9 protein-coding genes are annotated in these 13141 nt (G+C 59.8%); 5 read left to right on the top strand and 4 right to left on the bottom strand.

The window, feature by feature from the left end:
• Positions 1 to 102: 102 nt before the first annotated feature.
• Positions 103 to 1098 (bottom strand): type I glyceraldehyde-3-phosphate dehydrogenase, encoded by a 996-nt coding sequence (gene gap, locus Enr13x_RS06985; RefSeq protein WP_095739215.1) that lies wholly within the window; start codon positions 1096 to 1098, stop codon positions 103 to 105.
• A gap of 178 nt (positions 1099 to 1276) precedes the next feature.
• On the opposite strand from gap, the gene Enr13x_RS06980 reads away from it, so the two are divergent.
• The gene (locus Enr13x_RS06980; protein WP_145385340.1) at positions 1277 to 2128 is read left to right on the top strand and encodes a class I SAM-dependent methyltransferase; all 852 of its coding nucleotides are present in this window, start codon (positions 1277 to 1279) and stop codon (positions 2126 to 2128) included.
• Between the two features lie 92 nt (positions 2129 to 2220).
• Here Enr13x_RS06980 and cmk read toward each other — a convergent pair whose 3' ends face one another.
• The gene (cmk, locus tag Enr13x_RS06975; RefSeq protein ID WP_145392157.1) at positions 2221 to 2877 is read right to left on the bottom strand and encodes a (d)CMP kinase; all 657 of its coding nucleotides are present in this window, start codon (positions 2875 to 2877) and stop codon (positions 2221 to 2223) included.
• A gap of 136 nt (positions 2878 to 3013) precedes the next feature.
• On the opposite strand from cmk, the gene Enr13x_RS06970 reads away from it, so the two are divergent.
• The 3 genes from Enr13x_RS06970 to Enr13x_RS06960 all read left to right on the top strand — a co-directional run bounded on the left by Enr13x_RS06970 (position 3014) and on the right by Enr13x_RS06960 (position 7469).
• Positions 3014 to 3895 (top strand): DMT family transporter, encoded by an 882-nt coding sequence (locus Enr13x_RS06970; protein ID WP_231744137.1) that lies wholly within the window; start codon positions 3014 to 3016, stop codon positions 3893 to 3895.
• Between the two features lie 313 nt (positions 3896 to 4208).
• Positions 4209 to 6731: a CehA/McbA family metallohydrolase gene (locus tag Enr13x_RS06965; protein ID WP_145385339.1), complete on the top strand. Its 2523-nt coding sequence runs from the start codon at positions 4209 to 4211 to the stop codon at positions 6729 to 6731.
• Between the two features lie 321 nt (positions 6732 to 7052).
• A complete protein-coding gene (locus Enr13x_RS06960; protein ID WP_145385338.1) occupies positions 7053 to 7469 on the top strand; it encodes a hypothetical protein in 417 nt (138 codons plus the stop codon).
• A 304-nt stretch (positions 7470 to 7773) separates the two neighbouring features.
• On the opposite strand, the gene Enr13x_RS06955 is transcribed toward Enr13x_RS06960, so the two are convergent.
• Positions 7774 to 10920, bottom strand: coding sequence for a serine/threonine protein kinase (locus Enr13x_RS06955; RefSeq protein WP_197455851.1), 3147 nt, complete (start codon positions 10918 to 10920; stop codon positions 7774 to 7776).
• Positions 10921 to 11027: 107 nt separating this feature from the next.
• Between Enr13x_RS06955 and Enr13x_RS06950 the strand changes: the two genes are divergently transcribed.
• Positions 11028 to 11636 carry an RNA polymerase sigma factor gene (locus tag Enr13x_RS06950; protein ID WP_145385336.1) on the top strand — a complete coding sequence of 203 codons (609 nt, stop codon included), beginning with the start codon at positions 11028 to 11030 and terminating at the stop codon, positions 11634 to 11636.
• Positions 11637 to 11812: 176 nt separating this feature from the next.
• Here the strand turns inward: Enr13x_RS06950 and Enr13x_RS06945 are convergent, their stop codons facing one another.
• Positions 11813 to 13024 (bottom strand): MDR family MFS transporter, encoded by a 1212-nt coding sequence (locus tag Enr13x_RS06945; RefSeq protein WP_145385335.1) that lies wholly within the window; start codon positions 13022 to 13024, stop codon positions 11813 to 11815.
• Positions 13025 to 13141: the final 117 nt, after the last annotated feature.

Raw genomic sequence — 13141 nt, 5'->3', positions numbered from 1 at the left:
GTCTGTCAATGCCAAAAAAAGCAGGCTCGCTGTTTCCAGCGAGCCTGTTTCGTTTCTTGTCAGTGGTGCGGCAACGGATCGTCACCGTTCCTGGAGCAACACTCAGCCCGAGATCTTGGCGACCAGGTCGAGAACCTTGTTGGAGTAACCCCATTCGTTGTCGTACCAGGAGACGACTTTCACGAAGGTGTCATCCAATTGGATTCCGGCGCCGGCGTCGAAGACCGAGGTGCGAGCTTCGCCGCGGAAATCGGTCGAGACGACTTTGTCGTCGGTGTAGCCGAGGATGCCTTTCATGCTGCCTTCGGCCGTTTCTTTCATCTTGGCGCAGATTGCTTCGTAGCTGGCACCCTTTTCCAGTTCGACGGTCAGGTCGACGACGGACACGTCCGAGGTGGGAACGCGGAACGCCATGCCGGTCAGTTTGCCGTTGAGTTCCGGAATCACCTTGCCGACCGCTTTGGCCGCACCGGTGCTGGAGGGGATGATGTTTTCCAAAATCCCACGTCCGCCGCGCCAATCCTTCTTGGAAGGACCATCGACGGTCTTTTGCGTCGCGGTGGCCGCGTGCACGGTGGTCATCAAACCGCGTTTGATTCCGTAGTTGTCGTTGAGGACCTTGGCGATCGGGGCCAAGCAGTTGGTCGTGCACGACGCGTTGGAGACAAACGTTTCACCGTTGTAGCTGTCGTCGTTGACGCCCATCACGAACATCCGTGTGTCGTCCTTGGAGGGAGCCGACATGACGACTTTTTTGGCGCCGGCATCGATGTGACCCTGAGCGCCTTCGGAGGTCAAGAAGATCCCGGTCGACTCGACTACGACGTCCACGCCGATGTCTCCCCAAGCCAGCTTGCTGGGGTCGGTTTCCGAAGTAGCACGGACGGTCTTGCCGTTGACGATCAGATTGCTGCCGTCGACCGCGACTTCGCCCTTGAAGGGGCCGTGCACGGAATCGTACTTCAGCATGTAGGCCAGATAATCGGTGTCCAGCAAGTCGTTGATGCCGACCACTTCGATATCGTCGCGGCCGATGGAAGCGCGGAAGACCAATCGTCCGATTCGACCAAAACCATTAATTCCAACTTTGATAGCCACTGTTCGTTTTTCTCCTCATTGGGGTAGACTCAGCCAATTCGCTGGCCGGCATCGGATAAAGGTTCGATGAGTCAGCGGGAGCCCATTCTCACTCGCTTGGAGAAGCTGCGAATCGCTGCGATGAGCTGCAGTTGTGGCGCTGATCATGACGCCGGGATTATAGGAACACAAATCCGTTTTGAACCAGCCCCCGCATTCCCCCCGTCCCCCGGACTGGCTGCGCCCGCCCGGCGTTGCCGCGGGAACTTGGCAATACGTCCATCAGCGGACGATCGCCCGCCACTATGACGACTTTGTGGCGGACACACCGCTCTGCGAGCTCGATCGACGCTACGTGTTGGAAACGCTTGCCGCCGTTTCGCCCGCTCCGGCTGCAACGCTTGGCGCGGAATCCGATGATTTCCCACCCCTGATCCTCGATCTGGGGGCCGGTACCGGTCGTTTGGCCGATCCCGTCCGTCAACTCGGGTACGACGTCCTGGCCGTCGATCTCAGTCAGTCCATGCTGGAAACGCTGCTCGAGCGCCACGGTGATCGAGCGGCGACGCAGACGCCCGCGGCCGGAACGATCCTGCCGATGCGCGCCAATTTGGTACAGCTCGACGCGCTCGCCGACGCCATCGCCGATCACGCGATTTGTATGTTCAGCACGATCGGTATGATTCAAGGCCGAGCCAATCGTGTTCGCTTTCTGTGCCATATCGCGCGCGCCGTTCGCCCCGGCGGCTGCTTGATCCTGCATGTCCACCGACGCTGGGCGGCGTTGCGGGAAACCGGCGGAATGCGGCGTCTGCTGCGCAGTTGGATCGATTCGTTTCGAGGCGAGGCGGAATTCGGCGACGCGACCTATGCCTACCGCGGGCTCGACAAGATGTTCATGCACCGCTTCAGCGAGCGTGAGATTCAATCGGAACTGAAAGCCGCCGGCTGGACCGTGCAGCGGATCGACCGCGTGGGCTTGGATGGCGGCGAATTGACGCAATCGGCATGGAACGCCAGCGGGCTGTTTTTGGTCTGCACGCGAGAATGAGGGGCGAGCGGCGGATGCCGGTGGGTTAAGAAAATTTTTGGAGGTAAGAAAATTTTCCCGCTCACAAGCCGCGCGCCAAAATCTTCCTACCGCTACGGCGACGCGATCCGGGATCGGACCAACGACACGATCTGCTGCAGCACCTCTTCGGGCAGCATGCCGTCGGTGTTGACGACCACGGCGTCTTCGGCGGCGCGGAGTCGCCCGACGTCGCGCATCCGGTCTTCCAGGTCGCGTTGGTTTTGCGCCGACAGGACGTCTTCCAGCGAGACGTAGCGTCCGGAATCGGCCAATTGCCGCATCCGTCGTTTGGCGCGTTCGACCGGCGACGCGGTCAAGAAGATTTTGCAATCGGCATGTGGAAACACTTCGGCGCCTTGATCGCGCCCCTCGGTGACGATGTCGCGTCCCTCGGCAATGTCCCGTTGGATCTGTGACAGTTGCCCGCGGACGGCGGGGACGTCGGCCAAGTAGCGAATCGACGCGGTGACCTCGGGAGTGCGAATCAATTCCGAAACATCTTCCCCGTCGAGATGGACGGTGCGAGCCTGCCACGACAACTTGAGGGTAGCGACGAATTCGGACAGTCGTTCGGTATCTTGCAAATCGATTTGGGCGCGGATCGCGGCCAGCGTCGCGGCTCGATAGAGCGCGCCGGTGTCCAGAAATTCGAACGCCAGTTGTGCCGCAACTTGGTGCGCGATACTGCTTTTGCCGGCGCCGGCGGGGCCATCGATGGTGACGATCAACGTAAAAACATCCTGCAATTGACGAAGTAAGATCACCGCCTATGGTGATGGCGCAAACAACGTTGTGCAATTGGGAGGAAGTTCGAATCCCCACAACGATCAGGCTCCTCGCCCCCCACACCTGTCGTTTTCATTCGTGCGCGACTACCTGAAACTCCACTTCGTCGTCTTGATTTGGGGCTTCACCGCGGTGTTGGGAAAGCTGATCGAACTGAGTGCGACCCAAGTCGTGTTGTACCGCAGTGCCGCCGCGGCCGCGATTTTGTTCGCCCTGCTGCCGCGCCGCGCTGCGGTTTCAAAGCGGCTTGCCGTTGCCTTGATCGTCAACGGGATGCTGGTCGGGGCGCATTGGATTCTGTTTTTCCTGGCGGTCAAAATCGCCAACGTTTCGATTTGCATGATCGGCATGGCCACCACGTCGTTTTGGACGGCGCTGCTGGAACCGATTCTGGTTCGCAAGGTTCGTTTTCAGTGGGGCAACCTGCTGTTGGGCTGTGTCGTGATTGCGGCGGTTTATTGGATTTACCGCACCGAGACGCGGTTTCACTACGGGCTGTTGGTGGCGTTGGCGGGCGCGGTCGTGGCCACGCTGTTTTCGATCATCAACGGACTGTTCGCGGGCAAAGTCCATCAGCAGTCCGTTGTCCTGTACGAGATGGCCGGTGCCGCCGTGTTCTGCGGCTTGGCGCTGGTCACGGCCGACGCGTCGGGATTTCCGCTCGATTCGGACCGCTACCTGCCGACGTCCCTGGAATGGCTCTGGTTGGCGATTCTGGTGCTGGCCGGCACGGTCCTGGCCTACCAGATCTACGTCGAGCTGCTGGACCGGCTTTCCGTGTTCACGATCAACTTTGCCAACAACCTGGAACCCGTCTACGGCATCTCGCTGGGGGCGTTGTGCTTTGGCGATCACGAACTGCTGGGAAACAGTTTCTACGTCGGAACCGCCGTGATCCTGGCAGCGGTGATCGCCCAGCCCTGGCTGTTGAAAACCGAACGCACGCCCGGGGCGGAGTGATCCGATAGAATGGACGGCCCGTGCGATAGGCACCGGCACCGCCGACGGCTGTGCAGCCTTCGTTGGTGTGCAGCCTTGAGGGACCGTCCAGCTTAGTGTTGGCGCGAAACGCGACAAATTCGAATGATCTGACAGAATGGTTGAGCGGTGGTCGGCGGAGTGGTGTACGACGTCCTTTTTAGGTCGTCGCGCAGAGCCCCACGGGCGACGGCCCGGAAGGGCCGTCGTACATCAGAAAAGCGGTCGCCTGAAGCGGAACGGTCCCGAAAGCCTGGACACCAACACCTCCCGATGAACTCCTGTAGGTACATCGATGCTTGATCCCGCCGACATGGCCATTAGGCCCCGACGACGGCCGAACCGCCTGGTGTTGGTCGCCTTCCTAGTGATGGTTTCCGCCGTCGCGTCAGGACGCTGCGTTGCGGAGGAGCGGACGATCAAGCTGACCGTCGTTGATTCCGACACGGGCGCGCCCCTGGCCGCGCGGTTGTACCTGCAATCAACCGCCGGCGTCCCGTTTTATTTTCGATCCGATGACCCAACCGGTTCGGCGGTTCGATACGAAAAACGAAACTGGATCAACCAACAATCCGTCGAATACCACACCACCGTCTCGGCACACCGCTGCTCGGCGACGGTGCCCGAAGGCGAGTACCGCTTGATCGTCGAGCGTGGCAAGACTTACTTTCCACATCAACAGACGTTGACGGTCGGTGTGGACGACCTTGATCTGACGGTGCCATTGAAACGCTGGAATGATCCCCAAGCGCGCGGTTGGTATTCCGGGGACACGCACCTGCACCGCACGATCGATGAACTGAAAAATGTGATCGTCGCAGAAGATTTGAATGTCGCATTGCCGCTGACGAATTGGGTGACGATCGCCGACCAGGCACCGCGTGCGGGCAACAAAAATTTGACCGACATCCCTGAGGGACTGGTCGTCGTCGATCCGACGCACGTGATTTGGCCGCGCAACACCGAGTACGAAATCTTTACCGTCGCCGGACAGCGACACACGCTCGGTGCGTTGTTCGTGCTCGGACATCGAAACGGGCTGGAGACGGACGTGCCCCCATGGCGTCCGGTCGTCGAATCGGTCCAGGCCAGCGACCCGGGCGTGTTGTTCGACATGGACAAACTGGATTGGCCGTTCGCGATGGTGTTGCCGACGATCGTGCCCGATGCGTTGTATGAATTGTCTAACAACCATGTTTGGCGAACCGAATTCGCCTTTCGAAAATGGAACACGCCCGCACCGGCCTACATGCAACCCCCGTTTGGCGCCAGCGAAGGCGGGCATCGTCAATGGATCGATTACACCTTGGGCATGTACTACACGCTGCTCAATTGTGGGTTTCGCATGCCGCCGTCGGCGGGAACGGCCAACGGCGTGCATCCGGTTCCGGCGGGGTTCGGCCGCGTCTACGTGCACCAACCGGACGGATTTGATGACCAAGGCTGGATGCAGGGATTGAAGGCGGGGCGGTCGTTCGTCACGACGGGGCCGATGCTGTACACCCACGCCGCGGGCAATGATCCCGGACACGTCTTCCGATTTAGCCAACCGCAAACGATACCGCTGGCGATCGATCTCCTGTCCCAGACCAAATTGTCCTACGGGGAACTGCTGATCAACGGCCGCCCGGAATCGCTGCTTCGGCCGCAAAACCAAGTCACGTCCGATGGAGCGTTTCGATCGGCATTTTCCATCGACGTGTCGCCAAAACGATCGGGATGGTTCGCGGTCCGGTTTTGGGAACCCCGCGATGACGGGCAGTCGCGGTTCGTCCACTCGGCCCCCTGGTACGTCGAGATCGGTGATGCCCCGGTTCGCCCGATGGCCCATGAGAAACGCTACTTGGTCTCTCGGGTCGAAAACGAAATGCGACGCAGCCGCGGCATCGTTCCCGATGCCGCGATGCAAGAATACGAGCGAGCGCTGGCGTTCTATCGATCACTGGACGTGCACGACGATACGGCCGACGTAGCGGCCGAAGCGAGACAATCCGAAGGACAACCACTCGAACGTTGGTTGGACAACATGATCACCGATCACCGCTTTGACGTCGACGAAGTCAGGCGGGCGACCGGCTTGCCAACCGCTGACGCCATCACCGCGATGGAACAGCGTGCCAACCAACGGCCCAAATCCGGGTTCCGCATCTTGCCCTATCCCGGTGGCCGACATCCGCGGATCGGTTTCCTCGACGGAGCGATTCGGCCGCAACGTGAAACGAAAGTCAGCGTGTTCACTCCTTGGTCCGACGGGGGCTACGTGGTCGTGGATGTGCCCGAAGCGGTATTCTCGAATCTGGGGCTGACCTATTTGGCGCACGAACACATCCCGACGATCTGGACCGAACAAGGCATCGATCTGCCGCGGTTGGAATGGTCGATGAATGACGGCGCGTTGAACGTCCAGCGAAAGCTGCCCGGCGGGATCGTGATCGAAAGTCGTGTGAACGAGCAAGACGGTGCAGCCAAGATGGAATTAAAACTGACCAACGGCACTCGGGGAACACTGACGGGGTTGCGCGTCCAGGTCTGCGTGATGCTCAAGGGTGCCGTCGGATTCAACGTTCAAGAAACACTCGACAGCGTCACCGCACCACCGTTTGTCGCCGTTCGTGCGGAAGACTCAAACCGCTGGATCATCACGGCGTGGCAGCCGAACCATCGCGTCTGGGCCAATCCGCCGGTGCCCTGCATCCACTCCGACCCGGTCTTTCCCGATTGCGCCCCCGGCCGGACGGTCACCGTCAGCGGCGGATTGTGGTTTTACGAAGGCGATGACATCGATGGGGAATTGAAACGGCTGGCCGATCAACCCTAACCGTGGGATAGGCTTCCAGCCTGTCATGCTGGATTTTGACAGGCTGGAAGCCTATCCCACTTGGTTGACAGGCTGGAAGCCTATCCCACTTCCTGAGGAATCACCTGGTCTGCGATGCGCCGAAGGTGCTTCGTGCCCTCCGCCGGCCCCCGTGTCGGCGGAGGGTCGTTTGAACCGAGCGTTTGTCCTCGCTCTCCCCATTCGGACATCGCAGCAATGCCTCGAAAAACCTGGGTCCTGAGCGATTAGCCACTAAAATCCACGAAGAACCAAGAGAACGAGAATATCGATCGCGCCACCGATCGTTTCCTGGACCTTGAAATGTACCACGCCCAGCCGATGCCACCGCAACTGAGTGGGCTGGAAGTGGAATACGCGTTGGCGATGATCTATTCCAGCGAAAGCGGCAAGCGCGAAGCGACGCTCGGCTTTGACGTCGGTGCCGGAACCCAGGACATCGGATTCCGCGGCGAGTTGCCCGTCTTGTTTGACGTCCAGCCGGCCAGGCCGATCAAGCTGCGGATCACGGATGTTGACGGCACGCCGACCACCGCACGATTGACGTTTCGCGACAAATTGGGCCATCTGTACCCGCCGCAAATGAAACGGCTGGCACCGGATTTTTTCTTTCAACCCCAGATCTATCGCACCGATCGCCGACACGGTCAGCGAGCCGACGACGATCCTGAAGTACGACTTGGAAATCAGCGTCAACGGCAACGTCGTCGATTCACGTGAAATCCCCGCCGATGGCCAGATTCACGACTTGAAGTTTGACGTCCCGATCAAACAGAGCAGTTGGGTGGCGTTGCGCCAGTTCCCCCAACTACACACCAACCCCGTCAACGTGATCGTCGCCGGCGAGCCGATTCGGGCGTCCCGCAGCGAGCGCCCGCTGGTGCGAGGAGACGATTCACTTGTTATGGAAAAACCGCGAGCGATTCATCGCCGAAGACGAACGCCCCGAAGCGAGAGAGACGTACGACCGGGCGATCGAAACCTACCGAAAGATCGCCGCCGAAACGGCGTTGTAAGGCATGCACTACTGCTGACCGAGCAAATCGCTGGCGTGGATGTGGACATACGCATCGAACCAGTCTTGGCGCGTGGGCAGATCATCCGTCGTGAGTCCGTTGGATTCCGCTTTGCTCCGCTTCCAACGCACTTGTGCAGGCGTCATCGATTCCCAGTCGACCGAAACGAGGCTCAGGTCGCTCTGTTTGAAGAGATTTTGCACCGCGTTGTAACCATTCGCCGTTTCTTTCTGCAGCCGTTCCAGCTGCGGGGCGAGCGTCTTGGCCAATCGCAATGGGCCCACTAATCGTAATAGTTCCACGATCGGATCGGAGTGCCGGCAATCAAGCGGAGAGCTGGCACTGATGTGTGAGACCCAGCTTTCCGGATAATTCCGCACCGCGAATTGACCGGGCACGTGTCCGTTGAAGTAGGGATGGCCGAGCGGCGGATACGTATTGCTCCATTCCAGGCGACTCGTTTCGTCAAATCGTTTGACGATTGCCTCGGTCAATGATTCATCACCACTGACGCGCGACGCAAATTCGAGATGTTTGTCCTGTTTCAGCCTCAAGACCGCAAGTGCGGCGGACAACTCGACCGGCTCTGTTTCATCGTCGACGATCAATTGTTTGCAGAGGTCGAAAATCAATTCGCCCGTCCAACCACCGTCCGTTTCCCAGCCCCAATTGCCCAACCAAAACATCGGCGAGATCAGGGGATCATCCGAGAGCGACACTTCGCGAAGACGGTCACGCAGTTGTTTTCGCAACGTTGCGTCGTAGTCGGGATCAAAGGCGATCGCCAAGCAGAAATCACGTGCCTCGTAGACCAACTGAACACGACCGTCAGAGACCAGCACGTTTTGCACGATCCAGCGGCAAATCGCTTCGTGCGTCTCGGGATCGTCGCTTGCGATCCGACTCGCATCGATCATTTTCGCAGCCCACTGCGGATCGCCACTTTCGAGCTGCTGGATCAGGAACGTCGCCAATTCATCCTCGGCGATCACGATCCCCAGCGCCCGGGCGACCTCGACCTTGGGAATTCGTCCATGATTGGAGATCAGGATGTCGATCACCGCTGCCGCATCGCGGGGTGTCGCCAACGCCAACACGGCTTGCATGGCCGCTTTCAACCGATCCCCCTCGCGTTCGGTCTCGATCACGTCCAACCATTGCTGCAGCGTTTGACCTTCATAGACGGGAGCCTTCTCAGCGATGCGATTGTTGGTTGCACTCGCACCTGATCCGAGCGGAAGGTGGGGCGGCCCGGGCAAGCCGATGGGGCTGCCGGTTCGAGGCGTGTCGAAATGCATGAACAGCTCGACCGCGGGTTCGGTGTACCATTTCTTGTACGCCTGGTTGAGTCTTGTTTCGACCTGTTGGAGCGTTTGGTTGCGCACCGAGACGACACCCAGCAAAGGCGGCTTGATCGTCGCATCGGCCATCACCGTCAATTCCATTTCAAGCTCATTGGCGACCGATGACGTCAACTTCAATCGTTGTCCAGGCACCAACGGTTGGTCCGACGCGGGGATCGGCGAGCGGCCTTTGAAGGCGGCGATGAAATCACTCGCGCCAGGTTGTGCGGCGACCGCCACTGATTGTGAATCCTTCGTTTCGCGGATCCGTGCGATCGTGGTCTCGCCGCGTCGAATCACAATCGCCCCCTTGTCGATCGTCACTTGATCACTGCCCGCCCCCAAGACCACCTGGTAAGCACCTGATCTCAAACGCGTCGTATTCACCCCGGGTTCGACGTTGAGTTGCGCAGCCGGCTGGCCGTCTTGGATCAGACGGACCGAGACATCGTCGACTTCCGATTCGATCACCAGTTGCCCCTCGTTGGTCTTCAGGATGATTGCAATCCCCGCAATGAAGAACAACGGCAGCGCAGCGATGGCGATCCACCAGCGACGACGCGGCGGGGGGTGTCGATCAGCCGCGGACAACGTCCGTGTCGCGGGGCCGGTTGGAGGCTCGGGAATCGAGTCGCGCGGCATTTCGTTCGATGCGTCGTGGACCAACGCGGCCAAATCGCATCCGACGCAAAATTGCGACAACGCCTCGGCCACGTGCGACGCGCTGGCCGGCCGCCGGTCGGCGGCGGACAACAGATTGGCGGTCAAATCCACCAGATCGGGCGGCAAATCATCGCGCAACGTATCCAGCCGGGGCGGCCGATGGTTGGCCAGCAATCGCAGTTTTGCCAACGGCGACAGATCGGGGGCGGCTGCGAGCGGGGCACGGCCGACCAGCAGACGGAACAACGTCGCGCCGAGTGAATACAGATCGGCCCGATAGTCGACCGCGGTCGGCTGCTCGGCTTGTTCGGGTGACATGTAATCCAGCGTCCCCATCAGCTGACCGACCGTCGTCAATTCGGCCATCTCGCCGTCCCAACGGCTCACTTGCGCGAGCCCGAAGTCCAAAATCTTCACCTCCCCATCGCGGCGCAACATCAGATTCGAGGGTTTGATGTCACGGTGGACGATGCCCTCGGCGTGGGCGTGGGAGAGACCGAGAGCGGCCTGACGCACGACTTCGCACGCATCGGCGACGGAGAGTTTCACGACACGGGCGATCTGGCTGAGATCCAATCCGTCGATGTATTCCATCGCCAAATAGTGCACGCCGTCATGTTGTCCCGCATCGGTCGCATTGACGATCGACGCGTGTTCCAAACTTCCAGCCGCACGGATCTCACGCAAGAACCGCTCCAATCGTGGATCGTTCTCCGTCGTCGCGACCGGCAGCACCTTGATCGCCACCTGCTTGCCGAGGTCGCGATGACGTGCCAGGTAGACGGTCCCCATGCCGCCGCGGCCGATCGGCCGAAGCAATTCGTACGGCCCGATCCGGTTGCCCGGTACCATCGTTCCGTTTACGGTGTTGAAGTGATTGGATGGGGCTTCGCCGAATAGCATTCGAGAGGAGTCCAAGGCATTCTGCACGACGGGATCCAGCGGAGTCGATTGGCCGGTTGATCCCGATCCGGCGCGCAGGCGCCGCACGATCGTGTCGCCGTCTTCCTCCAACGATGCGAGCGTTTCTTCGCAGGACCGACAGACCGCCAGGTGCGATTCGATCGCGGCGGATTGGAGATCATCCACGGAACCTCCCAGGTAATCACGCAGCGTACTGGATTTCAAGCAAGCGTCGGTCTTGGCCATGATCATGATGGGGTGACAGCCGTTGGTGGAGTGTGTGACAATTCGATGCTAACATCATTTAGACTGATGCACGCAATTGGTCCGCTATTTCCTAGAACGATCCGGGTGTGACAGTGGTTTCTCAAAACGCCGATTCACACGCCACACGAACCAGCCTGCTCGGTCGCGCCCGGGAGCGTGACCCGTTGGCCTGGAGCGAACTGGTGGATCTGTACGGCCCCTTGATCGCGCATTGGTGTGGTCGCTGTGGGTTGGATCCCCATGCCGCCGCCGATTGCACTCAAGAGGTGTTTGCCGCGGTGGCGCGATCGATCGAACAATTCGAAACGAAGCACACCCGCGGCTCATTCCGTGGGTGGTTGTGGACGATCACGTCCAACAAGGCGAAGGATCGTCACCGTGCTGACGCGCGACACATCCGAGCCGATGGGGGAAGCACGGCGTATCGGACGCTGAGCAAAGTCCCCGATCCAATGGCCGTCCCCGACGAAGAACCGACCGGTGACGACCAAATCAATGAGCTGCTCGCTCGGGGATTGAAACAGATTCGCCGCGAATTCGCGGACAAGACGTGGCAAATTTTTGAGCGTGCGGTCATCGACGAGATTCCGTCGGCAACCGTCGCCGAAGAATTCAACATCACTCCGGCGACGGTTCGGCAAACACGCAGCCGCATCCTCCGGCGACTCCGCCAACATCTCGGCGAAGTGGAATAGGCCTCCAGCTCGCCAAGTGGGGTAAGCTTCCAGCTTGCCAAGTGGGGTAAGCTTCCAGCTTGCCAAGTGGGGTAAGCTTCCAGCTTGCCAAGTGGGATAGGCTTCCAGCCTATCCCACTCCCGCTGTCTGACAGGCTGGAAGCCTATCCCACTCCCGCACCTGACAGGCTGGAAGCCTATCCCACTCTCGCCACACGACGCGTCACCGACGCATAGATCAAGCCGTACACGGCCACGGCGATCATCGCGACGACAAACGTGCCCGTCCACAGTGCCGTCGGGCCGAAACGGTACAACACCGCGCCGCCGACCGGAGCACCGATCGTCAGGGCTGATGCGTAGCACATCGTGAACAAGCCCAGATAGCTGCCACGCAATTCGTCCGGCGCCATGTCGGTGACGATCGTCTGGTTGAACGGGGCTTGAAGAATCTCCCCCAACGTCCAAATCGCGATGCACACCGCGACAAAGACCAGACCGCTGCCGGTGGCCGTCAGCCCGAACCCGATCGAGATCAACACGCCGCCGATCAACACGATCGTCATCGCGTTAAAGCGTGACAACCAATGCGTCAGCGGCAATTGAAGGACCACGATCAACAACCCGTTGACGGACATCAGCAATCCGAATTGCAGGTTGCTGTAACCCAATTGCCGAATGTAGATCGGTAACGTGGACAATCCTTGCACAAACACCAATGCAATCAACAAGGTCGAGATACAAAACGACAGGAACGGAAGATCCAATCCGATCGTTCTGACGGACACGATCCAAGAGGCGCGCGGCGACGGCGAAGGTTCCGCTTCGACAGACACTCGACGTGGATGGGTTTCCTCGATCGTCAGCGCAATGATCAATCCGTACGCGATCATCGAAGCGGCATCGATCCAGAACAGCCACTCGAACGAATAACCGGCCAGCAGCCCGCCGATCGGCGGTGCGATCGCAAAGCCCAAATTGATCGAGATGTACATCAACGCAAACGCATGCGGTCGACGATCGATCGAAACCAAATCACCGATCATCGCCGCCGCGGCCGGCCGATACAGGTCCGCCACCAAGGCGAACACCCCGACCGACAGCATGAACCACCAACGGTGGGTCACGGTCGACAGCAACAACAGAATCGCCGCCCCGCCGAACAGCGCCAGCAACATCACGCCGCGCCGTCCAACTTTGTCAGCCAAATGACCACCGAGCAACGAACCGGCCATTGAGCCCAAGCCCAGCACGCCGATACACGCGGTGGCAAAAGGCACGCCGAACCCGAGCTGTTCACTGGCGTAGATCGCCAAGAAAACCAGCACGAACGAACCGGCGCGGTTGATCAGCGATCCCAAGCACAGGATCCGCACGGGCAGCGGTAATTGGAGGTAATCACGGAACATACGTCACGGCCTGGGCACCAGGTCCATCCGGTCGAAACAGAATTGATGTCTCCATGACATCGGACAACGAACCCAGGTTCGCGTTTCGCCGTTGAATCGAGTCGGTGAACATCCGAT

Origin of the sequence: Stieleria neptunia, from assembly GCF_007754155.1 — a bacterium.
GTDB lineage: Bacteria > Planctomycetota > Planctomycetia > Pirellulales > Pirellulaceae > Stieleria > Stieleria neptunia.
The sequence above is the reverse complement of the archived record's forward strand: the minus strand, read 5'-3'. Positions and strand labels throughout refer to the sequence as shown.